Here is a 21,772-nt window from a genome sequence, read left to right on the forward strand (position 1 = left end):
CCATCTCGTGGCGCTCACTCGGGCGCTGTTCTGTCACCTGTCCTCCAGTTGGTCGGCTCGCAGCGCGCGGCGTGGGGGAGCCCGCTCTGTGGAGGGCCCGCGACTGCATCTCCATTGACTGGCGACGCGGGGAGTAGCTGGCAGCCCGGTGACAGCTTCAAGACGAGACTGGTCGTTCGCGCAGCTCAGAGCCTTTGGTTCATCTAGTGTGTTGGACACCTGATGACACTTGCTGACACTTACAGACGGGGTAAGACGCATGCCCACTAGAGGTGCTCGGGGGGTCTCCCTACCCGGAACGGACCAGATACCTCCAGGTCCAAGACGTGACGTGCTCATTGAGCTACACAGGCTCTATCGCCTAGCTGACATCCCGGGTGTTCGCAGCATAAGCACCGAGGTACTAAAGCGAGACGATCTCAGTGCGACTATGAACAGAGATCTGGTCTCACAAATCCTCTCTGGGCGGCGCTGGCCTACGGTCAAGCAATTGGACAGCCTCGTTCGCGTTTTGGCCAGTCAGGCTATTAGTAGTCCCGGAGAGGATGCCGAAAGTTCACGGTTTATTGCTCTCTGGGTTGCGGCAGAGGAACCATTTGTGGAAGCGGTCACTGAAACTTACTCTAAAGATCCCATACTTCGAGCCCTTGAGGAAGCTAGCGCTTCGGGTGATGTAACTCCCGTTGTTGAGCTGGCTGAAAATCGGCCACCGGAAACCATCATTGAAATTTTAAGCAAGCTAAAGGAGCGCAATTGGGTTAACTTCGCCAAAGGACTGCTGGAGGGGTTGGCTGAACGGTTGCCCCCCTCTCGTGTTCCAGCTTTGGCTTCCCTGCTTCCGCCCTTATCGGACGATGGATGGTTTCCGGCAGAGGGGAAGTTTTTCGTGGGTGCGTTCGCCAGAGTGCGACCCATCTTCGACGTATGTCAACTTGCTGACTTGATGATGCGGGCTGGTGCCACTGGTTATGCAGCTACCTTGGTCAGGGTCGTTCGAGATGAAAGGCCCCTAGCGGAAATAGCCGAGCTCTTCGTCTCGCTACATAAAGGAGGCCATGACTGGAAAGTGGGAAACACTTGGAATTCTGACGATGTTTGGCCTGATTCTTCGAATGCTGTTCTGCTGTTAATTCGAGAATTCCTCTCGCTAGGTTGTCCAGAGGGAGTTCCCATGCTTGTTGCTCGTTACGGAAGTGGTCACTCCAGTAAGTATCGATGGGATCTCTATCAGTTACTGGGGAAAAAAGAGATGTGGGATGTTCGGGAGGGATTGATTCAGTCGTTGGTCGAGGTAGTCACTGAGCGTGAGGTGGCGGAATTCGTAACAATTGCAGCTTCGGCTGGTGATGAGGAACTCTCCTCTAGAGTGATTCGAGGTCTCGTCTCTTTCCGCAGCTGGGGTAAGGCATCTCACTTTATTCAGTTGCTCCCTCCAGGGCTCGAAGCGATCGCAATTGAAAGCCGGAAACGTGTAGAGGGAGGTCCGTAGAGGTATGGCCTGTCCACTGGCTCAGTTCTTGGTCGAGCAGGGACCCGGACACTTCGTCCGGGTCCTTTGTCGTGCTGCAAGCGAGCCGGAGGAGGACGCGAGGCTCAACCCCCCACAGTCGCGCCTCGGATGAACCTGTCTGTCGTTTTTCTGATCGCTCTTCATGTTCCATCTATGATCCCTGCTGGGTCTGGGGCCGTAGTTGGGGGATCGATGGACATCGTGGGGCAGCTCGTCACCATCGCTGCTGTGTTGCTGGGTGGGCTAGCGACCCACTTCACCAACCATCGGATGGAACGTCAGCGCACGCAGTACACCATGCTGACCAGGTGGGATGAGCGAAAGCTGGATGCCTACGCGGAGTACATAGACCGCGTGCGGACCTGCATCTACTCTTCAGTCCTCCTCTATGAGGTCAGGAAGGACATGCGCAGCATCGAGCGGAGCGAACGAGACCTGACTATGGAGCTGGCCGACGCCGAAGGCAGCCGCGGGCGCGCCTTCGAGCGGGTCATGCTGCTCGCGGAGGATGGGGTCATTGAAGCGGCCCACCGGCTGAACACTGCGGCTCACGCCATCGACTGGCGCGCCAGGGGGACGACCGAGGGAACGTTGGATGAGTGGCGCGAGCTGCACAAAACCGCGTTTCAGGCGATCAACAGCTTCCATGAGGCAGCGCGGCAAGACCTTGGAGTAAGTGGAAACTTCCACGGCGAGGCCCACGGTGCGCGGGATCTCATCCTCCCGCGCACTCGACATGAGACCGAGTCCTGATCAGTCCATGTTGAAGCGCCAGCCTTCGAGGCTCGCGAGAACTGACGCGCGCGCTTCGATGACGGCCATTCTCGCGTCCCGCTCCCCTTGGCTCACGTGCGCGGCCTGGTTCGTCACCTGGCCGGGCCACTTCCGGTAGAGCAAGCCGGTCTCCGCAGTGAACCATCCGCGGCTCACGGCATTCAGGGCAAGCAGTAGCCCGGTGTCTTCCGAGGCAGGGAGAGCCATCCACCCTCCCAGCGCCAGGAGAAGATCTCTCCGCATGAACAGCGTCGCCGGGTGGACCTGCGCGCGGTAGTCATGAGCCTTCCAGTGGTCCAGCACCGCGCCCCTATCGATGACTCCTTCCGGCGGGTCCTGGTCGAACCCGAGGGTGGACCCGTCCGGCAGGTAGTCGAGAACACGCGACGTTGCCCAACTCACGCCCGGATTATCCAGCAGTGCAGTCAGGTCTCTCGCGAGAGAACCTGGCGTCAGCATGTCGTCAGCGTCGAGAACCTTGACGTAGTCGCCTTGCGCCCGTGAAAGCCCGATGGTGCGCGCCATGGCAGCGCGGCCGGCGCGCCCCTGGTCGAAGTGCACGCGCGGATCATCGGGGACGTACGGCGCGACGTCCTCGGTCTCGCCGTCCTGCTGGATCACCCACTCCCAGCCCCACCCGTCTGGGAGGTCTTGGGCGAGCAGGGATTTGTAAGCGTCAGGAAGGTAGTGCGCTCCTGGGCCGTGGACTGCCGTGATGACGGTGATGAGCTTGGGCATGGTCACCACCTTTCCAGCGGGGTGGTGAAGATCAGCTCTGTGCGGTCGCCGGGCAACGTCACTTCCGATACCTCCACTACGCGATCATCCGTATCGATTGAAGTCTTGCGCAGTACCACTACGGCGATACCGCCTTGCAGCCCGAGTTCTTCGGTCTCTTCGAAGGTGGGCGGGCGTGCCGTGACGTGCTCCACGATGCGATCCAGCTCGATGCCGATGGTGTGCAACTGATTCTGCGTCCCGCCGGGCCACGGCTCCTTCGAGGGGTCGAGGAGATCTGGGTTGCTCGCGATCATGTCGTAGACGAGGTACGAGCGCGCAACGTTGAAGGGCGCGTCCTCGTCTCGGTGGTGTGTGCGGTAGACGCGTGCCAGTAGACGAGTGCCGACTGGCACGCCGAAGTGCTTCGCCAGATCCTCGCTGGCCTCTACCTCGCGGTAGTCAGCACGAAACACGAGATCCGAGATGGTCAGCCCCGTGTCATGCTCCGTGGCTCCCGTCTCCATCCGCTCGTGCTCCGTGAGCCGCGCGCGATCCTTCTCCCACTGATGCCGGCCATTGTCCCGCTGCACGAGCTGGCGCGGCTTCCGCACGAAGTTCCCCACCCCGTGCTTCTTGTCAATCAGACCCTCGGCCAGCAGCAACTTAAGCGCATCGCGCATGGTCGGCAGGCTCGTCTTGTACTCCTTCGCGAGCGAGGTCTCTGCGGGCAGACGCTGCCCCGGCTTCAGTTCACCTGCGCGGATGCGCGCCCGAAGGGCGTCTGCGATCCGCTCGTACTGCTTCGCCATGTGGAGCACACCATCCCTGGTTGTTGACCATCTCAGCATAAGTCCTCAAGAGGAGTTGACGAGCGCTCCCGAGTCCGCCATAGTCATGGCAACTCCTCAAGAGGAGTTGAGGACAGGACCTCTTGCTGAGTGCTTCTGTCTCTCGCTTTATGCCCGCCTGTACCGGCGGAGCCGCGCGAAACCGCTGGACCTGCGCCCGGAGGGCCCCGTGAAACGGGTTCGAAGGAAGCGTTCGTTGGTTGAGAACTGAACAGTGGACGAAAGACTCGACGGGGGTGGCTCCCCGTCCCCGCGACGGCCGGGTGATGACCGTCGACGACCGTGGTTGATGCCGGAGCTGGTCCCCATGAGGGGTCCGGTCCGCTTGCGGTCGTTCTGCTGGCGCCGAGCAGTGCGAATAGGGCGCCCCGATACAGCGAGGCTCGGGACCGGAATGCCATGGCCATGGCACCGGCGAAGCTCTCGCGTTCCCTTCTCCGTGATCGGAGACCGCCATGGCCCGCTTACATACGCAGGCGCTGCCCGTGCTGGACCGGCACCGGCAGCCATGCCCACAGCGTCACCGCATGACCCGCGCGAGGGGGTCCCGGAGTGCCTCCGGTGCTTCTCGCGTGGCTTAGCCAGCGTCCGCAGCGCTTGTTCTGCGGCCGGTTGCCTCCCCCGCCCGTCTCGTGCGGGCGGGGTTGAGGGGAGCCGGAATCACAGGGCTCCACGCCGGGCTGGTCGTCTCTCTCCAAAGACCGCGATCGCGCCCGGTTCCCTCCGTCCCTTCGCTTCAGGAGAGATCCACATGCGTAGCTACATCGGCAACCATCACGTGCTGAACGACATCGAGTTCACGGAACTGGCGCTGGGCTTCGACGAGCTGCCGCTGGGCCTGGACCGCGACTTGTTCCGTGGCCCGCTCACCCTGGAGTCCGCTGAGGAGCGGGCGGCCCGTGAGGCGGTGGCCCGCGAGGTCATCGCGGAACTGGCCGCGCAGGGGGAGGCCGGGGACGAGGTCGCCGCGTGGGACGCGCTGTACGCCGACGCGTTGACCCGCACGGTGCCGTTCCTGCGCGCCGCCCGCGCCGCCGGCCGCACCGCCCAGGCCGGGGAGGCGGCGGCATGAGCCAGACCCTGACAGCCCTGGCCGCCGCCCTGCCGCTCGCGGCCGGATGGTCCGTGCACAGCCTGCGGCTGCGTCGCCGGATCGAACAGGCACGCCGCGACCCTTTGACGAGCCTGATGCGGCGTGAGGCTTTCGAGACCCGCGCCGGGGGCGACCTGCGCAAGGGCCTCACGTCCGTGGTGGTCATCGACCTCGATGGCTTCAAGGCCCTGAACGACACCCACGGTCACGCGGCTGGGGATGTCGGGCTGGTCATCGTCGCCGCGCGCCTGAACGACTGGGCGATCCGTATGGGCGGATGCGCGGCACGGCTGGGCGGGGATGAGTTCGCCGCCGTGGTCACGGCCGCGCACCACGTGGATCTGCAATCGGCCCTTGAGGACCTGCACGAGACGCTGTGCGAGCCGTTCACCTTCGACGGGGCGCGGGTGGAGCTGGGCGCTTCCATCGGCGCCATCCGCAACAACGGTGACTTGACCGGCACTCTGCCCGCGCTCATGCGCCGGGCGGATGAGGCCATGTACGTGGCCAAGGAATCCGGGGGCGGCTGGTACGTCGTCGAGGGCCTGGTCCCGGTACGCGCCACGGTCAACGGCCGCCGCGCCGGGCGTTCGGGGACAGGCTGGGGGGTGGCGGGATGAACAGTGTTCAGATCCGTTCAGCCGAGAAGGCGCTATCGGTCGGTACGTGGCTGATCGTCGGTGGAGCGATGCTCTACTCGATCCTGACGGTCACGCCGCTGATGGCCGCGCACACGCCGGATAGGTGGGACTGGACAGCGCCGATTCTGCCGTTGGTGGTGGATGCCGCCGTGGTGATCGTGGTCCGCCTGGACTCGGTCCTTGCGGGGCTGGGTGGTCATGGTGGCCGGTGGCCCATCGCGCTGCGGTGGATGACCGGCGGCATGACCCTGGCCTTGAACGTCGCGGACTCAGCCCTGCGGAAAGACCTGGTCGGTGTGGCCGTGCATGCGGTGGCGCCGCTGCTGTTGATCGTCACGGCGGAGACGGGGCTTGCCTACCGGCGGGCCATCGCCGCCGCTGTAACCGCGCTGGACGCCCGCAAGCGGGCTGATGCCGAGGCGCGGGAGAGGGCGGCTGCCGAGCGCCGTGAGGCGGCTGACCGACGAGCGCGGGAGGAGCGCGAGCACGCCGCGATGCTGGCGCGTGAACAGCGTGAGCACGAGGCCCATCTCGCCCGTGAGCAGTCTGAACGCGAGGAGCGGGCACGGCGCGAGGAAAGGGAGCGTATCGAGGCCAGTGAGCGGGCGGAGCGTGAGGCGCGTGAACGCCGTGAACGCGAGCGTGAACAGCAGATCCGTGATCGTGAACGCCGTGAACGCGAGGCGGCTGAGCGACACGAGAGGGAGCTTCGGGAGCGCGAGGAGCGGACGCAGCGTGAACGCGCCGCGCTGCTGGCCGCCGGACCCGCTGCCGAGAAGCTGCCCGAGGAGCGGGCGCGGCAGATCGTCCAGGCCGCGTTTGATAGCGGGCTTCCGGTGCGGGCGGCTGCCGAGCTGTGCGGCTGGTCGACCGGCTGGGTCTCCACCCGCTACCAGGACCTGCGCGACGCCGGACGCGTGGCCGGGCCTGCAGCCCGTGCTTTGGAAGGAGCGACGCTGTGAAGCTCTCACCGAACACGGCTCCGGTTGAACCGACCGATCTGCTGATCCGGCTGCATAACCAGGTGGGCGCCGCCGTGGACATCACCGGCAGGACCTACGGCAGGGCGTCGCACTGGAAGTGCCACGGCTGCGCGGAACGCTCCGACTACCCCGGGGGCGACATCCTGGCATTCACCCGGCGCGACGCGAACGAGCACGCCGCATCGTGCCGCGCGGCCTACCACCGCATCACGTGATGGCCGCCCGCCACCGCCTGTACGACCCGACCGGCGAGCGGTACGGCCTCCCGACCTATCCATGGCGGATGGCCCCGGACGGTCTGGCCACCCGCCGCCAACTCCGCGACCGCGGCTTGCGCCCAGGCGGCCAGGACGTGGCCGCCCAAGTCCTCTGGTACTCCCGCCGCTACTGGCGCAAGGGCACCAGCCCGATCCGCGTCGCCTACCTGTACCGCATCGACCACGCCAAACCGGTCCGGCCGATGACGCCCGCGAAGTGGGCGGCGCTGGCCAAGGCGAACGCCGCCCAACAGACCTGCCCGGAGTGCCGGCGGGATGCCGGATACCGCATCCCGACCTCGCTCGGCATGTGCGTGGCCTGCGCCGGCGCACCCCAAATCGCTGCCTGAACGCGCAGCTTCGCCCAGCGGGGCCCGGACGGTCGGCCTACCAAAGCGCCGCCCGGGCCCCTCTCAATCCCTCCCGTTTCCGGAAGGAATCAGCAGTGAATCACGACGACGAAAGCGAACTATTCAACCGGCTCGAAGCCGACATGGCCGCCGACTCCGAGCCCAGCCCGGGCGCGGAAGTGGTGGACCTGGACAAGGCCCGCTCCGCCCGCGAGTCGGCCGACCCCACCGCCCCCGACCCGACACCCGAGAGCGTCACCGAGTCGGGTGATCCGACCGCCCGCATCATGGTGGACGGCCCTACGCAGAAGGGCCCCGGCTACCTGGGGCGGCTGGCCGGGGCCAAGCGCCGCCAGGTCGTTCCCGAGTGGCTGAAGTCCACCGACGAGCTGAAGACGGCTGCCGGTTGGGTGGCCCGGCACTACGGCCACATGGCCGGGTATCACGCCTTCCGTTCCCCGGCCTACGCCGCCCGCCTCGCCCTCCAGTCGCCGCGCGGTGCGGCGAAGTTCGTCGGCGGCACCATGCGATGGGTGGCTGACAAGGAGGGCGAGCCGGTACGTCTGGCCATGGTCCAGAAGGAGGACGCGGCCACCTACCTCAAGCTCTCTCGTCAGCGCGACGGCCGGGTACGGCTGCGGACGCTGGTCGTCGTCCTGGCTTCGGTCATCGGCCTGGGGGCGGCGCTTGCCCTGTACGTGCTGGCCCCCACCTGGCTGATGGCGGTCTCGGTTGGCGCGGTGCTGATGGCACTCGGCTACGCGGGTGAGTCGCCGGACGCACCAGTGATCAACCGGGCGGTGGAGCTGCCCAAGGCGCAGAAGCTCACGTCGGACATCGTGCTGCGCGCCCTGGCGGCCCTGTCGATTTCGCAGATCAACCAGGCTGTGGCCAAGGGGCGGGAAGGGTTCGTGTTCACCGCGCCGATCACCCGCGACGGCCCCGGCTGGCGCGCGGAAGGAGACCTGCCCTACGGCGTGACCGTCTCGGACGTGATGGACCGCCGCGACCGCCTGGCCTCCGGCCTGCGCCGGCCTCTTGGGTGCGTGTGGCCGGAGGCGGTGCCGGACGAGCACACCGGACGCCTCGTGCTGTGGGTGGGGGATCAGGACATGTCCAAGGCCAAGCAGCCGGTTTGGCCGCTGGCCAAGTCCGGGTCCGTGGACCTGTTCAAGCCAACCGCGTTCGGCACAGACCAGCGCGGACGCTGGGTGAACCTCTCGCTGATGTACATCGCGGGCATCGTCGGGGCCATCCCCCGCATGGGCAAGACGTTCCTGCTGCGTCTGCTGCTGCTCATCGCGGCCCTGGACCCCCGCGCTGAGCTGCACACCTACGACCTCAAGGGCACCGGCGACCTGGACCCGGTGGGGGAGAAGTGCTCCCACCGCCACCGCGCCGGGGAAGACGAGGAGGACATCGAGTACGCGATTGCGGACCTGCGGGCCCTGCGGGAGGAACTGCGCCGCCGGGCGAAGATGATCCGCTCACTGCCCCGCGACATCTGCCCGGAGTCCAAGGTCACCTCCGAGCTGGCGAGCAAGCCGAAGCTGGGTCTGCACCCGATCGTGATCGGGGTGGATGAGTGCCAGGTGTGGTTCGAGCACCCCAAGTACGGGGCGGAGTTCGAGGAGATCTGCACCGACCTGGTCAAGCGGGGGCCGGCCACCGGGATCACGCTGCTGCTGGCCACCCAGCGGCCGGACTCCAAGTCCCTGCCGACCGGGATCAGCGCGAACGCCTCCACCCGGTTCTGCATGAAGGTCATGGGCCAGATCGAGAACGACATGGTCCTCGGCACCGGCTCGTACAAGCGCGGGGTGCGGGCCACGATGTTCGCCTGGGGAGACAAGGGCATCCACTACTTCGTCGGCGAAGGCAGTGACGCCCGCATCGTCCGCTCGGTGTACGTGGACGCGGTCATCGCGGAGACGATCGCCTCCCGGGCCCGCAAGCTCCGCGAGGACGCCGGAACCCTGACCGGTCACGCGGCAGGGGAGGCCCCGGAGACGGACGCGGCGGCGAACTACGACCTGCTGCGCGACCTGCTGGCGGTCGTCGCACCGGAGGAACCGAAGGTGTGGAACGAGGTCGCCGTCGCGCGGCTGGCGGAGCTGCGGCCGGAGGTCTACGGCGGCTGGGAAGCCGAACAGCTCACCTCCGCCCTCAAGCCGTACGGCGTCCCCACGGGTCAGGTGTGGGGCAAGACCGAGGACGGCAAGGGCGCCAACCGGCGCGGCTTCGAACGCGCCAAGCTCACCACCGCGATTGCGGAGCGTGACGGAAAGCGGGACGCGAGCTAGCCGCACCCCGCCGCTAGACCTAGCGGGCAACCCCGCTAGGTCTAGCACCCCCGCTAGCAACCCATATATGCCCTGATCAGCCTGCTAGTACCTAGCGGGCTGCCCCTGGCGACCCCTGAAACCGCCCTGGGAGACCCCTCGTGACCCTCACAGCCGCCGCTAGCCTGCTGACCCTGCTATTCACACTCTGTTACATCGGGCTGTGTGCGTCCAGCCCGTTCGGCAACTGCCGCAAGTGCAAGGGCTTCGGATACGCGCTCAAGACAGACCGGCGCGGCAAGCTCCGCCCCGGCAAGACCTGCCGCCGCTGCCACGGCGACCGCAAGCGCATCCGTATCGGCCGCCACCTGTTCAACGTCGCCGCCCGCATCCACCGCGACGGCACCCGCTAACCCCAACCCGCGAAGGAGGCCCCCCCGTGGGTCTGACCATCTCCCTCGTCGTGTTCTTCGGCATCGCCCTGGCGGTGATGCTCCGCTTCAAGGTCGTCGGCTACGGCGGCGCGTTCGTCGCCATGATGTTCGGCTTCTACCTCGCCTCCACCGGAGCCGCCGACACCGTCAACAGCCTCATGGGCGCCGTCGTTGACGCACTCCCCGATCTGTAGGAGGGCATGCCATGAACGAACCGATCGTCGCCCGCCACTGGCTGGCCCTGGCCGCCCCGAAAGCGGCCCCCGCCGTGGCCACGTCCACGGTGCTGATCCTGGGGCGGATCTGGAACGCCAACGGCGCTGAACACAGCGTCGGCAACGCGGCCTTGATGGTCGTGCTCGTTGCTGGGGCTGCTGCGGCCGGCGCTTTCGCGTCGGCGGGGCGGGCCGGTGATCCGGTGATCGCCGGGACCGCGTTCGCCAGCTCCGGCGCGCTCGCCCTGGCCGGGGTCGCCGGATACGCCGACGGCCTGCCGCTGCCGCTGCTGCTGTGGGCGGTGGCCACCGCCGCGGCGTACGGGATCGCGGCCCGCTACTGGCGCACCGATCGCCGCGAACACCTCGCACACCAGCGGCACACCGTCGAACGGCGCGAGGAACACGGCCACGTCGAGCGCGTGGAAGCCCTGCGCGCCGGAGCACAGATCGAAGTCGCTCGCTCAGGTGCTGCCTACGCCGAGCAGTTCGCCCAGGCGCTCATCCACCGCGAGGCGCTGCCCGGCTTCGACCCCGCCCAGCTCACCCGGGCCGGGCTGCCCGAACTGCCCGCCATCAAGAACTCCAAGGAGATCTGATCCATGTTCGAGATCCGCGTCATCTGCGACCCCGCCGACAGCGAGCGCATCACGACCACCCTGAACGACCTGTTCGACACCGGCCCCGTACGCCGCTACCCCTCACGCGGCACGGAGAAGGACCGCCTGTACGTCACCGCCGACCACCGGCCGCACTCGGATTCATGGCCGACAGCGCAAGAGGCGTACGCGACCGCCCCGAGCATCATCAGCGAGATCGGCCGGACCGCCCAGGCCGCCACCGACAAGCCGTTCGGCCAGGACATCGGGCGGGAGTTCTGGCTCCGTAAAGCGGCCGTCCTGGACCGCATCGCACTCGGCCACGATGGCGACACCAACGATGCGGCAGACCTCGCAACCCGCGCCGCCCGCCACGTGATGGAAGCCGACGGAGTCACCCCCGACCGTCTGAACGGCGACCCGCGTCAGTACGTCCGTCAGCAGTACGCCCAGTGGGCCAAGACCAAGAACCAGTAGATCCGCCCGGGGCGGTCGCTCTCTCTCCAAAGACCGCGACCGCCCCGGTTCTCCGTCCCTTCGCAGAAACAGGAGAACCCCCAGCATGACATCAACCCTTGCCCCGGCGCTGCTGTGCGCCGCACTGGCCGCCGCTGAGCGCGGTTGGCCCGTCTTCCCCTTGCGGCCCGGTGACAAGCGGCCCGCCGGGCACCCCGAGCGTGACTGTCCCCGCTCCGGCCGGTGCACTGAGGGGCACCGCACCCCCGAGCAGCGCGCCACCCTCGACGCCGCGCACATTACCGCGTGCTGGCAGGCAGCCTCGTACAACGTCGGCATCGCCACCGGCCCCGCCCAGCTCGTCGTCGTGGACCTCGACATCCCCAAGGACGAGACGGACACCGCGCCGCCGGAGTGGGCGGGGATGGCGGACGGCCTGGACGTGTTCGCCGTGCTGTGCGAGCGCGCGGGGGAGCGGCTGCCGACCGAGACGTACACGGTGCGTACTCGCCGTGGCGGACAGCACCTGTACTTCACCGCTCCTGAGGGAAAGACGCTACGCAGTACGGGCGGCAGCCTGGGGTGGAAGGTCGACACCCGCGCTTGGGGCGGGTACGTGGTTGCGGCCGGCAGCGTGGTGGGCGGCGCGCCGTACGAGATCATTCACGAGGCCCCTGCCGCCCCTCTCCCTGCGTGGCTCAGTGACCTGTTGACCCCCAAGCCCGCACCGGCCCCCATGCCGCTGTCAGAGCTGTCAGCCCGGATGCGCAACGCCAACGCCTACAGCACCACCGCCATGCGGGGGGAGCTGGAAAAGGTGCTGTCCGCCCGCGAGGGCGGTCGTAACCGTGCGGTGTACGGCGCGGCATACGCCCTCGCCCGGCTGGTTCGCACCGGCGACCTCACCGAGGCCGCCGTCATCGGCGAGCTGATGAGCGCCGGGCAGTCGATCGGCCTGCCTGCCTCCGAGTGCCGCACCGCGATCCGCTCCGGCCTGTTCCGGGGCGGCGCCGGGGAGGCGAGTGCGGCATGAGCACACAGCCTGTGGACAGCTCGGAGTTGTGGGCCGGGTTCGAGGCCCTGGACGCACAGCAGGCAGCCACCGCGCCGTGGGAAGACCCGATCCCGATCACCGCCCGCCGCGAACTGCCGGCCTTTCCCACTGAGGTCTTCCCGGCCTGGCTGGGTGACTACGTGCGCGCGGTCGCGGAGGAGACGCAGACGCCGGTGGACATGGCCGCCTGTCTCGCGCTCGCGGTGCTGGGCACCGCTGCCGGGGGCCGCGCCGTGGTCCACGTCCGGGGCCGGTGGCGTGAGCCGGTGAACGTGTTCGTGGTGGTCGCGCTGCCGCCGGGCAACCGGAAGTCGGCCGTGTTCAACCTGATGGCCGACCCGCTCTACCGCTGTGAGGCGCTGCTGGTCACCCAGTCGGCAGGGCGGATCGTGGAGGCGGAGATCACCGCCAGGCTCGCCAAGGAGGTCGCGGACAACGCGGCGGTCAAGGCGGCCCGCGCGGACGCGGACAAGCGTGACCAGCTCGTGGCCGAGGCCATCGGTCTGGCCCAGGCCGCTGAGGCGGTCACGGTGCCCGCCAAACCCCGGCTGCTGGCCGATGACGCCACCCCCGAGGTCATCGCCTCGCTGCTGGCCGAGCAGGGCGGCAGGCTCTCCGTGATGTCGGCAGAGGGCGGCATCTTCGACATCATCGCCGGGCGCTACTCCGGCACCCCCAACCTGGACGTCTTCCTGCGCGGGCAGGCAGGCGACCGGCTGCGGGTGGACCGCCGGGGCCGGGAGGAGTTCATCGAATCCCCCGCCCTGACCATGGGCCTGACGGTGCAGCCGTCCGTCCTGGAGGACATCGGCCGCATCAAGGGCGCCAACGACCGGGGCCTGCTGGCCAGGTTCTTCTACTCGCTGCCCACCTCCCTGGTCGGGCACCGCAAGATCCTGCCCGAGCCGATCCCCGAGGCGGTGGCCACCACTTACGAGGAGAACGTCTCCGCCCTGACCATGTCCCTGGCGGACTGGACGGACCCGGCGGTACTCCAGCTCTCCCCCGAGGCAGGCGACGTGCTCGTCGCATTCGAGGAGAGGCAGGAGCCGCGGCTGCGTCCGCGCGGCGGTGATCTCGCCCATGTGGGGAACTGGGCCAACAAGTTGGGCGGCTCCACCTGCCGCCTGGCAGGTCTCCTGCACCTGGCAGCGCACCCCACGAACGGGCACACGGAGCCCGTCAGCGCGGACACGATGCGTGCGGCGGTGAAGCTGATCGACTACTTCACCGGCCACGCCCTGGTGGTCTTCGACCTCATGGGCGCCGACCACACCGCCAACCGTGCTCATGCCGTGCTGGAGGTGCTGCGCGCCCAGCAGTGGAGCGAGGTCAGCAAGCGCGACCTCATGGTCAAGCTGTCCCGCTCGGAGTTCCCCACGGTGGCGGACCTGGATCCCGCGTTGGACCTGTTGGAGGACCACGGATACGTCCGCTGCCAGCCCGCGCTGCGCACCGGAGGCCGGGGTCGGCCACCGTCCCCGCGCTACCTCATCCACCCCCAGCTGAGCGACCCAGTTATCTGACCCCCGCCACAGAAACCACAGAATCACAGAAATAACCGCGCTCCGCCCCTGACCTGCGCAAACAATGTCAGGGGCGGCAGGCAGGCCGCCGCCACAGAAACCCACGGAAGTCCCACACAAATACCCGCCCACCCCGGGCCCCTTATTTCTGTGGGACTTCCCGTGATTTCTGTGGCAGCCCACCCCCACCGGGGTTCCCGCAGGTCAGAGCACCTGTCCCGGCTTTCTGCGTATTTCGTGGTTTCTGTGGCGGCCATCAGGCGCTCAGCTCCCTACCTGCCTTGCTCTCTCGCCCAAGGAGGAGTCGTGGCCAAGCCGCGCGACGAGATGTTGTCCATCCCTCAAGTCATCGAAGAGATCGGAGTACCGCGAGCGACGTTCTACCGCTGGCGGCAGCTCAGGAAGGGCCCGAAGGCCATCAAACTCCCGAACGGCGCGGTGCGCATCCGGCGCTCGGAACTGGACCGCTGGATCGCAACCCGAGAGGAAGCCGCGTGACCTACCGCAAGACCAGCGAGTCCCCGGGCCCTGGCCACAGCGGGCGCCCGCCAGCGTCCGAGGAACCGAGCTTCTCCACACAGGTACGCATCTGGAAGATCAGCAAGATCTCCAGCAAGAGGGCTCCTTACCAACTTCGTTGGGTGGTGGCCGGCAAGGTCTGTCACGCAACCTTCGCCACGGTGACCTTGGCGGAGAGCCGCCGTTCTCAGCTGTGGCAGGCCATGCAGAAGGGAGAGGCATTCGACGTGGAGTCCGGCCTGCCGGAGTCCGAACTCCGAGCGGCTGCGGCGAAGGAGAACACCCGCCCTGATCCGTCGTGGTGGGAGTTCAGCCGGGAGTACATGGCGCTCCGGTGGCGCGCGGCAGCGGCCAAGACCCGGGAGGGTCTGGCCGACAGCCTGGCCACGGTGGCGCTCGCCATGGTGGAGGAGAGGAAGAAGGCGCCGACGCCGGAGGAGACGCGACTGGCGATGCGCTGGGCGGTCGTACCCGCACATAACAGCGAGGACCCTCCGGAGGAGCTGGCGGCTGCCTGCACGTGGCTCCAGAACCGCTCGCTGCCCCTGTCATCCCTCGCTGATCCCAAAGTGGTGCGGGATGTCCAGTACCGGCTCTCATTCAAGCTGGACGACACCCCGGCAGCGGGGGAGACGTACAAGCGCCGGCGCCGTGGCTTCAACACGGCCATGGAGTACGCCATCGAGTGCGGGTACCTGGAGGAGAACCCGCTCTTGGGAGTGAAGCGCACGGGGTCCACCAAGGGCGATGTGGTGGACCCCCGGGTCCTGGTCAACGCAGTCCAGGGCGAGCAGCTCCTCACGGCCGTCTCGTACGTGGGGTCCATCCACCGGCACCGCGGGCGCAGACTCGTCGCCTTCTTCGCCTGTCAGCTGTACGCGGCGATGCGGCCGGCCGAGGCGGTGGGACTGCGGGAGAAAGACTGCTACCTCCCCGTGAAAGGGTGGGGAACGCTCACCCTCAAAGAGACCCGGCCGGTGTCCGGCAAGAGGTGGACGGACTCCGGTCAGCGCCACGACAAGCGCGGGCTCAAGTCCAGGGAGCCCAAGGCAGACCGGCCGGTCCCGATTCCTCCGACGTTGGTCGCCATGCTTCGCGCGCACATAGCGGAGTTCGGCACGGCGAAGGATGGCCGGCTCTTCGCCAACGAGCGCGGCTCCGTGCTCGGGACGTCCAGTTACTGGAGGGTCTGGCAGGAGGCCCGGCCGATCGCCCTCCCGCCGGAGAAGGTGGATTCCCCGCTCGCCCACCGGCCGTACGACCTGCGGCACACGTGCATCACGAACTGGCTGAACGCGGGTGTGCCAGTAGCCGAAGTTGCCCGCCGCGCGGGCAACTCACCGGAAGTAATCCACCGCCGCTACGAGGGCTGCATCGACGGCCATGAGGAGCTGAACAACAAGAAGATCGAAAAGGCCATGGGGTGGGCGCCGGACGCCCAGTGAGGGCCGCGCGAGCTCACACGCTACTCACACGGGACCAGTGATAGACAACGACAAAGAGCCGGACCCAGTGGGACTGGGTCCGGCTCTTGATGTCTGGCACTTCCGCTGGTCAGCAGCTTGATCACGCTGGTCCGGCTTCTGTGCCCCCGGCAGGATTCGAACCTGCGCACACGGCTCCGGAGGCCGTTGCTCTATCCCCTGAGCTACGGGGGCGTACCGCCGCGGTGAGCGGCGACGGGTTGAACACTACCAGCTCCTGCCGGGTGCCCGGGAACAGGTATTTCGGAGCCCCCGTCAGGCCCCCGCGCGAGCCCGCCCCGCCCTCGTCCCGCCCCCGGTTTCCCCGTGCGAGTGGAAGTGGGGAAAAGCCGGACGCGGCGCCGCGGCGCAACCTACTCTCGAGTTGTGCCAGGCGTGTCCGGCCGCGTGCTTGTTGTGGACGACAACAAGGTCATCCGGCAGCTGATCAGGGTCAATCTCGAGCTGGAGGGCTTCGAGGTGGTGACCGCGGCCGATGGTGCCGAATGTCTGGACGTCGTCCACCGTGTCCGCCCCGACGTGGTCACGCTGGATGTGGTGATGCCCCGCCTCGACGGCATGCGTACGGCCGCCCGGCTCCGGGAGGACCCGCGGACCAGCCGTCTGCCCGTCGCGATCATCAGTGCGTGTACGCAGTACGAGGTGGAGAGCGGTCTCGCTGCCGGAATCGATGCCTTCCTCTCCAAACCCTTCGAGCCCGCCGAGCTGGTCAGAGTCGTGCGGCAGTTGATGTACCGCGAGACTCCGCCGTCCGCCGACGACCGGCACGGAACCGGAACCGGAACCGGAACTGAAGCCGAGGTCCAAGCCGGGCAGGCGGGGCGTACGGTCGGTTGACGCGGTGGCCGATGTGATGGTCGATGCGGCGATCGACCCGGCGGTGACCGGATGGCGAAACCGGTTCGCCTAGCGACCCCCCTCCTCCCATACGCTTGTCCCGTGACCCCCGCAGAGCTCTCCCGTACCGTGCTGCGCGCCGTGCGTCGCGCCGTCGACGAGGACGTGCTGCGGGCGCCGGTGCCGGAGCGGGCCGTCGTCGAGCGGCCGCGGCCCGGCGGAAGCGGGGATTACGCCACCAACGTCGCCCTCAAGCTCGCCGGCCCCACCGGCCGCCCCGCCCGCGAGGTTGCCGAAATCCTCCGCGGCCTCCTTGCCGCTGACGCCTCCATCGCCGGGGTCGAGGTCACCGGGCCCGGGTTCCTGAACTTCACGCTCGCTCACGGCGTGCACACCTCTGTCGTACGTACGGTCCTGACGCGGGGCCGTACGTACGGGCACGGGGCCGCCCTCGCCGGAGAAGCCGTCCCGGTCGGGTCCGGCCCCCGCGCCGACGCCGTGGCCCGGCTGGCCCGTGCGGCGGGCGCGAGCGTCATCCGCAGCGCCACCGTCACCCGCAGCGCGAGTGCGACGGATGCGCGTACGGATACGGAAACAGAAGGCACCGAAGGCACCGAAGGCCCAGAAGGCCCAGAAGGCGCCGAAGGAGACGGAAGCGCAGCCCTCGCCGCCCGGCTCGGGCGTGACGCCGCCGCCTGGAGCCTCATCTGGCCCACGGCCGCCCCCGCCCCCGAAGACCTCCTCGTGCAGCGCGAGACCAACCCCCTCTTCCGGGTGCGGTACGCCCACGCCCGCACCCGCGCCCTGACCCGCAACGCCACCGCCCTCGGCTTCCGGGCGGGAGGAGAAGGGGACGCAGTGGAAGACGCGGGGGAAACAGCGGAAACCGAGAGCGGCGCCGCGCTGCTCCGCCTCCTCGCCGACTACCCCGCCGCCCTCGAAGCCGCCGCCCGCCACCGCGCGCCCGACCGGCTCGCACGGCACCTGGACATGGTGGCGGAGGCCTTCTTCCGCTTCCACGACACGCACTCCGTCCTGCCCCGCGGCGACGAGAAACCCTCGGTCGCCCACCGCTCCCGGCTGGCCCTCGCCGAGGCCACCGGGACGGTGCTCGCCGGCGGCCTGTCCTTGCTCGGCATCAGCGCACCCGAACATCTGTGAGAGAGACAGAAGGACCATGAGCCGTTCCGCACACCCCGCCGGGCCCCGCCACGCCGACGTCCTCACCGAGGGCCACTACTCCGCCCCGCCCACGGACCTCAACGCCCTCGACGAGAAGGTCTGGGCGCGTACCGTCCGCCGCAACGACGACGGTGTCGTCACCGTCGGCGGCATCGAGGTGAGCCGTCTCGCCGAGGAGTTCGGCACGCCCGCCTACTTCCTCGACGAGACCGACTTCCGCGCCCGGTGCCGGGCCTGGGCCGACGCCTTCGGGCGGGACGCCGACGTGTTCTACGCCGGCAAGGCGTTCCTCTCCCGCGCCGTCGTCCGCTGGCTCCAGGAGGAGGGGCTCAACCTGGACGTCTGCTCGGGCGGGGAGCTCACCACCGCCCTCGACGCGGGCATGCCCGCCGAGCGCATCGCCTTCCACGGCAACAACAAGTCCACCGAGGAGATCGAGAGGGCCGTACGCCTCGGCGTCGGGCGGATCGTCCTCGACTCCTTCCAGGAGATCGTCCGCGTCGCGCACATCGCCCAGAGCCAGGGCAAGCGCCAGCGCGTCCAGATCCGTGTGACGGTCGGCGTCGAGGCCCACACGCACGAGTTCATCGCCACCGCCCACGAGGACCAGAAGTTCGGGATCGCGCTCGCGGACGGGCAGGCCGCGGAAGCGGTCCGCCGCGCCCTGCGCCTCGACGGGCTGGAGCTCATCGGCATCCACTCGCACATCGGGTCGCAGATCTTCGACATGGCCGGTTTCGAGGTGTCCGCGCGCCGCGTCGTGCAACTGCTCGCGGAGGTGCGCGACGAGCACGGCGTCGAGCTGCCCGAGATCGACCTCGGCGGCGGCCTCGGCATCGCGTACACCTCCGAGGACGACCCCCGCGAGCCGCACGAGATCGCCAAGGCGCTCACCGAGATCGTCACCCGCGAGTGCGAGTCCGCCGGGCTGGCCACCCCCCGCATCTCCGTCGAGCCGGGGCGCGCCATCGTCGGGCCGACCGCCTTCACGCTCTACGAGGTCGGGACCATCAAGCCGCTGGAAGGGCTCCGTACGTACGTCAGCGTCGACGGCGGCATGTCGGACAACATCCGCACCGCGCTCTACGACGCCGAGTACAGCGTGGCGCTCGTGTCGCGGACCTCCGACGCCGAGCCGATGCTCACCCGCGTCGTCGGCAAGCACTGCGAGAGCGGCGACATCGTCGTACGGGACGCCTTCCTGCCCGCCGACCTCGCGCCCGGTGACCTCATCGCCGTGCCCGCCACCGGCGCCTACTGCCGGTCCATGGCGAGCAACTACAACCACGCGCTGCGCCCGCCCGTCGTAGCCGTCAACGAGGACGGGGCGCGCGTGATCGTCCGGCGCGAGACCGAGGAAGATCTCCTGCGTCTCGACGTCGGGTGATGAAATAAATGTCTCGCAATCTGGACCGGGGGCAGAAACTCCCGTCCGGTGAGTGAGACTGGTTCACACTCGAGCAAGAGAAGGCTGTGCTGATGAAAGGCGTAGGTCGGATGATGCGTACGCGTCCGCTGAAGGTGGCGCTGCTGGGCTGTGGTGTGGTCGGCTCAGAGGTGGCGCGCATCATGACGACGCACGCCGGTGACCTCGCCGCCCGCATCGGGGCCCCGGTCGAGCTGGCCGGGGTCGCGGTGCGGCGCCCCTCCAAGGTCCGTGAGGGCATCGACCCCGCACTGGTCACCACCGACGCGACCGCCCTGGTCAAACGGGGCGACATCGACGTCGTCATCGAGGTCATCGGCGGCATCGAGCCGGCCCGCACCCTCATCACCACCGCCTTCGAGCACGGCGCCTCCGTCGTCTCCGCGAACAAGGCACTGCTCGCGGAGGACGGCGCGGCCCTGCACGCCGCCGCCGAGAAGCACGGGCGGGACCTGTACTACGAGGCCGCCGTCGCCGGCGCCATCCCGCTCGTACGGCCGCTGCGCGAGTCCCTCGCCGGTGACAAGGTCAACCGCGTCCTCGGCATCGTCAACGGGACGACGAACTTCATCCTCGACAAGATGGACACGAGCGGAGCCGGTTACTCCGAGGCGCTCGACGAGGCCACCGCCCTCGGGTACGCCGAAGCCGACCCCACCGCCGACGTCGAGGGCTTCGACGCCGCCGCCAAGGCCGCCATCCTGGCCGGGATCGCCTTCCACACCCGGGTCAGGATCGGCGACGTGCACCGCGAGGGCCTGACCGAGGTCACCGCCGCGGACATCGCCTCCGCCAAGCGCATGGGCTGCACCGTCAAGCTCCTCGCCATCTGCGAGCGCGCCGCCGACGGCAAGTCCGTCACCGCGCGCGTCCACCCGGCGATGATCCCGCTCACCCACCCGCTGGCCTCGGTCCGCGAGGCGTACAACGCGGTCTTCATCGAGGCCGAGGCGGCCGGGCAGCTGATGTTCTACGGTCCGGGCGCCGGCGGCGCTCCGACCGCCTCCGCGGTCCTCGGCGACCTCGTCGCCGTCTGCCGGAACCTGGTCGCCGAGACCACCGGACCGGGCGAGTCCGCGTACACCCAGCTTCCTGTCAGCCCCATGGGGGAGGTCGTCACGCGGTACCACATCAGCCTCGATGTGGCCGACAAACCGGGTGTTCTCGCCCAGGTCGCGACGGTCTTCGCCGAGCACGGCGTGTCCATCGACACGGTGCGCCAGCAGAGCCGACAGGACGGAGGCGGCGAGGCATCCCTCGTCGTCGTCACCCACCGCGCGCCCGACGCCGCCCTTTCGGGGACCGTCGAGGCGCTGCGCAAGCTCGACACCGTGCGCGGTGTCGCCAGCATCATGCGTGTTGAAGGGGAGTAAGGACCCATGACCACCAACGGCGCCCACCAGTGGCGCGGCATCATCGAGGAGTACCGGGACCGTCTGCCGGTCACGGCCACGACGCCGGTCGTCACACTCCGTGAGGGTGGCACGCCGCTCGTACCGGCGCAGGTCCTCTCCGAGCGCACGGGCTGCGAGGTGCACCTCAAGGTCGAGGGCGCCAACCCCACCGGGTCCTTCAAGGACCGCGGCATGACCATGGCGATCACCCGCGCCAAGGAGGAGGGCGCGAAGGCCGTCATCTGCGCCTCCACCGGCAACACCTCGGCCTCGGCCGCCGCCTACGCGGTACGCGCCGGAATGGTCTGCGCCGTCCTCGTGCCGCAGGGCAAGATCGCGCTCGGCAAGATGGGCCAGGCCCTCGTGCACGGCGCCAAGATCCTCCAGGTCGACGGAAACTTCGACGACTGCCTGACGCTGGCCCGCAGCCTGTCGGACAACTACCCGGTGGCGCTGGTCAATTCGGTCAACCCGGTCCGCATCGAGGGCCAGAAGACCGCAGCCTTCGAGATCGTCGACGCGCTCGGTGACGCCCCGGACATTCACGTGCTTCCCGTGGGCAACGCCGGCAACATCACGGCGTACTGGAAGGGCTACCGCGAGTACGCCGCCGACAACATCTCCTCGCACACCCCGCGCATGTGGGGCTTCCAGGCCTCCGGGTCCGCGCCCATCGTGCGCGGCGAGGTCGTCAAGGACCCGCACACCGTCGCCACCGCGATTCGCATCGGCAACCCGGCCTCCTGGCAGTACGCCCTCGCGGCGCGCGACGAGTCGGGCGGCTTCATCGACGAGGTGACGGACCGCCAGATCCTGTCCGCGTACCGCCTGTTGGCCTCCCAGGAGGGCGTCTTCGTCGAGCCCGCCTCGGCGGCCAGTGTCGCCGGTCTGCTCAAGGCCGTCGACGAGGGCAAGGTCGACCCGGGGCAGAAGATCGTGTGCACGGTGACCGGAAACGGCCTCAAGGACCCGGACTGGGCGGTGGCCGGAGCGCCGCAGCCGGTCACGGTGCCCGTGGACGCCGCCACCGCCGCGGAACGCCTCGGCCTCGTGTAGGCCGTGGAGGTACACCGGCCCGGCGGGCGTAAAATCCCGTAAGGCCAGACATAGGCGCACAGGACGGCCCGCGACACGCATCGTGCGCCTCCTGTGCGCCCTATGTCGTCACAGAACCTTCCTTCGATAGGC

The 21,772-nt window shown here is 68.4% G+C and carries 23 protein-coding genes and 1 tRNA gene; 21 read left to right on the plus strand and 3 right to left on the minus strand.

Going from position 1 to position 21,772, the window contains the following annotated elements; all coding sequences use genetic code 11:
• The first annotated feature begins 490 nt into the window (after positions 1–490).
• Together ACWDZ4_RS02375 and ACWDZ4_RS02380 are read left to right on the plus strand one after the other, a co-directional pair.
• Entirely contained in the window at positions 491–1,489 is a 999-nt protein-coding gene (locus tag ACWDZ4_RS02375) for a hypothetical protein (RefSeq protein WP_451506587.1), read from the plus strand.
• Between the two features lie 213 nt (positions 1,490–1,702).
• Positions 1,703–2,263, plus strand: a complete 561-nt coding sequence (locus ACWDZ4_RS02380) for a hypothetical protein (protein WP_451506588.1) — start codon at positions 1,703–1,705, stop codon at positions 2,261–2,263.
• Here the strand turns inward: ACWDZ4_RS02380 and ACWDZ4_RS02385 are convergent, their stop codons facing one another.
• A complete protein-coding gene (locus ACWDZ4_RS02385) occupies positions 2,264–3,022 on the minus strand; it encodes a glycosyltransferase family 2 protein (RefSeq protein ID WP_451506589.1) in 759 nt (252 codons plus the stop codon).
• A 2-nt stretch (positions 3,023–3,024) separates the two neighbouring features.
• Entirely contained in the window at positions 3,025–3,813 is a 789-nt protein-coding gene (locus ACWDZ4_RS02390; protein WP_451506590.1) for a GntR family transcriptional regulator, read from the minus strand.
• 790 nt (positions 3,814–4,603) lie between these two features.
• Here ACWDZ4_RS02390 and ACWDZ4_RS02395 point away from each other — a divergent pair.
• The 14 genes from ACWDZ4_RS02395 to ACWDZ4_RS02460 all read left to right on the plus strand — a co-directional run bounded on the left by ACWDZ4_RS02395 (position 4,604) and on the right by ACWDZ4_RS02460 (position 15,706).
• On the plus strand, positions 4,604–4,924 hold the full coding sequence (locus tag ACWDZ4_RS02395; RefSeq protein ID WP_451506591.1) for a hypothetical protein: 321 nt from the start codon (positions 4,604–4,606) through the stop codon (positions 4,922–4,924).
• Positions 4,921–5,565, plus strand: coding sequence for a GGDEF domain-containing protein (locus ACWDZ4_RS02400; protein ID WP_451506592.1), 645 nt, complete (start codon positions 4,921–4,923; stop codon positions 5,563–5,565). The genes ACWDZ4_RS02395 and ACWDZ4_RS02400 overlap by 4 nt, the downstream gene beginning before the upstream one ends.
• Entirely contained in the window at positions 5,562–6,548 is a 987-nt protein-coding gene (locus tag ACWDZ4_RS02405; RefSeq protein WP_451506593.1) for a DUF2637 domain-containing protein, read from the plus strand. The genes ACWDZ4_RS02400 and ACWDZ4_RS02405 overlap by 4 nt, the downstream gene beginning before the upstream one ends.
• A complete protein-coding gene (locus ACWDZ4_RS02410) occupies positions 6,545–6,784 on the plus strand; it encodes a hypothetical protein (RefSeq protein WP_451506594.1) in 240 nt (79 codons plus the stop codon). The genes ACWDZ4_RS02405 and ACWDZ4_RS02410 overlap by 4 nt, the downstream gene beginning before the upstream one ends.
• On the plus strand, positions 6,784–7,176 hold the full coding sequence (locus ACWDZ4_RS02415) for an RRQRL motif-containing zinc-binding protein (protein ID WP_451506595.1): 393 nt from the start codon (positions 6,784–6,786) through the stop codon (positions 7,174–7,176). The genes ACWDZ4_RS02410 and ACWDZ4_RS02415 overlap by 1 nt, the downstream gene beginning before the upstream one ends.
• Before the next feature lie 95 nt (positions 7,177–7,271).
• The gene (locus ACWDZ4_RS02420; protein ID WP_451506596.1) at positions 7,272–9,479 is read left to right on the plus strand and encodes a cell division protein FtsK; all 2,208 of its coding nucleotides are present in this window, start codon (positions 7,272–7,274) and stop codon (positions 9,477–9,479) included.
• Between the two features lie 140 nt (positions 9,480–9,619).
• The gene (locus ACWDZ4_RS02425) at positions 9,620–9,871 is read left to right on the plus strand and encodes a hypothetical protein (RefSeq protein ID WP_451506597.1); all 252 of its coding nucleotides are present in this window, start codon (positions 9,620–9,622) and stop codon (positions 9,869–9,871) included.
• Between the two features lie 26 nt (positions 9,872–9,897).
• A complete protein-coding gene (locus tag ACWDZ4_RS02430; protein ID WP_451506598.1) occupies positions 9,898–10,086 on the plus strand; it encodes a hypothetical protein in 189 nt (62 codons plus the stop codon).
• 11 nt (positions 10,087–10,097) lie between these two features.
• Positions 10,098–10,706, plus strand: a complete 609-nt coding sequence (locus ACWDZ4_RS02435; protein WP_451506599.1) for a hypothetical protein — start codon at positions 10,098–10,100, stop codon at positions 10,704–10,706.
• 3 nt (positions 10,707–10,709) lie between these two features.
• On the plus strand, positions 10,710–11,183 hold the full coding sequence (locus ACWDZ4_RS02440) for a hypothetical protein (protein ID WP_451506600.1): 474 nt from the start codon (positions 10,710–10,712) through the stop codon (positions 11,181–11,183).
• 85 nt (positions 11,184–11,268) lie between these two features.
• Positions 11,269–12,195 carry a bifunctional DNA primase/polymerase gene (locus ACWDZ4_RS02445; RefSeq protein ID WP_451506601.1) on the plus strand — a complete coding sequence of 309 codons (927 nt, stop codon included), beginning with the start codon at positions 11,269–11,271 and terminating at the stop codon, positions 12,193–12,195.
• Positions 12,192–13,742, plus strand: a complete 1,551-nt coding sequence (locus ACWDZ4_RS02450) for a YfjI family protein (protein ID WP_451506602.1) — start codon at positions 12,192–12,194, stop codon at positions 13,740–13,742. Before ACWDZ4_RS02445 ends, ACWDZ4_RS02450 begins: the two co-directional genes overlap by 4 nt.
• A gap of 306 nt (positions 13,743–14,048) precedes the next feature.
• Positions 14,049–14,240 (plus strand): helix-turn-helix transcriptional regulator, encoded by a 192-nt coding sequence (locus tag ACWDZ4_RS02455; protein WP_266383203.1) that lies wholly within the window; start codon positions 14,049–14,051, stop codon positions 14,238–14,240.
• Positions 14,237–15,706, plus strand: a complete 1,470-nt coding sequence (locus ACWDZ4_RS02460) for a tyrosine-type recombinase/integrase (protein ID WP_451506603.1) — start codon at positions 14,237–14,239, stop codon at positions 15,704–15,706. The genes ACWDZ4_RS02455 and ACWDZ4_RS02460 overlap by 4 nt, the downstream gene beginning before the upstream one ends.
• A gap of 141 nt (positions 15,707–15,847) precedes the next feature.
• Here the strand turns inward: ACWDZ4_RS02460 and ACWDZ4_RS02465 are convergent.
• A tRNA-Arg gene (locus ACWDZ4_RS02465) sits at positions 15,848–15,919 on the minus strand.
• Positions 15,920–16,057: 138 nt separating this feature from the next.
• On the opposite strand from ACWDZ4_RS02465, the gene ACWDZ4_RS02470 reads away from it, so the two are divergent.
• From ACWDZ4_RS02470 to thrC, 5 genes are all read left to right on the plus strand, one after another.
• The gene (locus ACWDZ4_RS02470; RefSeq protein ID WP_451506671.1) at positions 16,058–16,582 is read left to right on the plus strand and encodes a response regulator; all 525 of its coding nucleotides are present in this window, start codon (positions 16,058–16,060) and stop codon (positions 16,580–16,582) included.
• A 102-nt stretch (positions 16,583–16,684) separates the two neighbouring features.
• Positions 16,685–17,743 carry an ArgS-related anticodon-binding protein NrtL gene (gene nrtL, locus ACWDZ4_RS02475; RefSeq protein ID WP_451506604.1) on the plus strand — a complete coding sequence of 353 codons (1,059 nt, stop codon included), beginning with the start codon at positions 16,685–16,687 and terminating at the stop codon, positions 17,741–17,743.
• A 16-nt stretch (positions 17,744–17,759) separates the two neighbouring features.
• Complete coding sequence (gene lysA, locus ACWDZ4_RS02480) at positions 17,760–19,151, plus strand: diaminopimelate decarboxylase (protein ID WP_451506605.1); 1,392 nt, start codon at positions 17,760–17,762, stop codon at positions 19,149–19,151.
• Between the two features lie 110 nt (positions 19,152–19,261).
• Complete coding sequence (locus ACWDZ4_RS02485) at positions 19,262–20,563, plus strand: homoserine dehydrogenase (protein WP_451506606.1); 1,302 nt, start codon at positions 19,262–19,264, stop codon at positions 20,561–20,563.
• Between the two features lie 6 nt (positions 20,564–20,569).
• Positions 20,570–21,640, plus strand: coding sequence for a threonine synthase (gene thrC / locus ACWDZ4_RS02490; protein WP_451506607.1), 1,071 nt, complete (start codon positions 20,570–20,572; stop codon positions 21,638–21,640).
• Positions 21,641–21,772 lie beyond the last annotated feature (132 nt).

This window comes from Streptomyces sp. NPDC003016 (assembly GCF_053591455.1).

What these genes read in the sequence shown, in the direction of transcription:
- ACWDZ4_RS02380 (WP_451506588.1), top strand. Translation starts at nt 1,703, where the DNA reads ATGGACATCGTGGGGCAGCTCGTCACCATCGCTGCTGTGTTGCTGGGT.
- ACWDZ4_RS02385 (WP_451506589.1), bottom strand. Translation starts at nt 3,022, where the DNA reads ATGCCCAAGCTCATCACCGTCATCACGGCAGTCCACGGCCCAGGAGCG.
- ACWDZ4_RS02390 (WP_451506590.1), bottom strand. Translation starts at nt 3,813, where the DNA reads ATGGCGAAGCAGTACGAGCGGATCGCAGACGCCCTTCGGGCGCGCATC.
- ACWDZ4_RS02395 (WP_451506591.1), top strand. Translation starts at nt 4,604, where the DNA reads ATGCGTAGCTACATCGGCAACCATCACGTGCTGAACGACATCGAGTTC.
- ACWDZ4_RS02400 (WP_451506592.1), top strand. Translation starts at nt 4,921, where the DNA reads ATGAGCCAGACCCTGACAGCCCTGGCCGCCGCCCTGCCGCTCGCGGCC.
- ACWDZ4_RS02405 (WP_451506593.1), top strand. Translation starts at nt 5,562, where the DNA reads ATGAACAGTGTTCAGATCCGTTCAGCCGAGAAGGCGCTATCGGTCGGT.
- ACWDZ4_RS02415 (WP_451506595.1), top strand. Translation starts at nt 6,784, where the DNA reads ATGGCCGCCCGCCACCGCCTGTACGACCCGACCGGCGAGCGGTACGGC.
- ACWDZ4_RS02435 (WP_451506599.1), top strand. Translation starts at nt 10,098, where the DNA reads ATGAACGAACCGATCGTCGCCCGCCACTGGCTGGCCCTGGCCGCCCCG.
- ACWDZ4_RS02440 (WP_451506600.1), top strand. Translation starts at nt 10,710, where the DNA reads ATGTTCGAGATCCGCGTCATCTGCGACCCCGCCGACAGCGAGCGCATC.
- ACWDZ4_RS02445 (WP_451506601.1), top strand. Translation starts at nt 11,269, where the DNA reads ATGACATCAACCCTTGCCCCGGCGCTGCTGTGCGCCGCACTGGCCGCC.
- ACWDZ4_RS02450 (WP_451506602.1), top strand. Translation starts at nt 12,192, where the DNA reads ATGAGCACACAGCCTGTGGACAGCTCGGAGTTGTGGGCCGGGTTCGAG.
- lysA (WP_451506605.1), top strand. Translation starts at nt 17,760, where the DNA reads ATGAGCCGTTCCGCACACCCCGCCGGGCCCCGCCACGCCGACGTCCTC.
- ACWDZ4_RS02485 (WP_451506606.1), top strand. Translation starts at nt 19,262, where the DNA reads ATGATGCGTACGCGTCCGCTGAAGGTGGCGCTGCTGGGCTGTGGTGTG.
- thrC (WP_451506607.1), top strand. Translation starts at nt 20,570, where the DNA reads ATGACCACCAACGGCGCCCACCAGTGGCGCGGCATCATCGAGGAGTAC.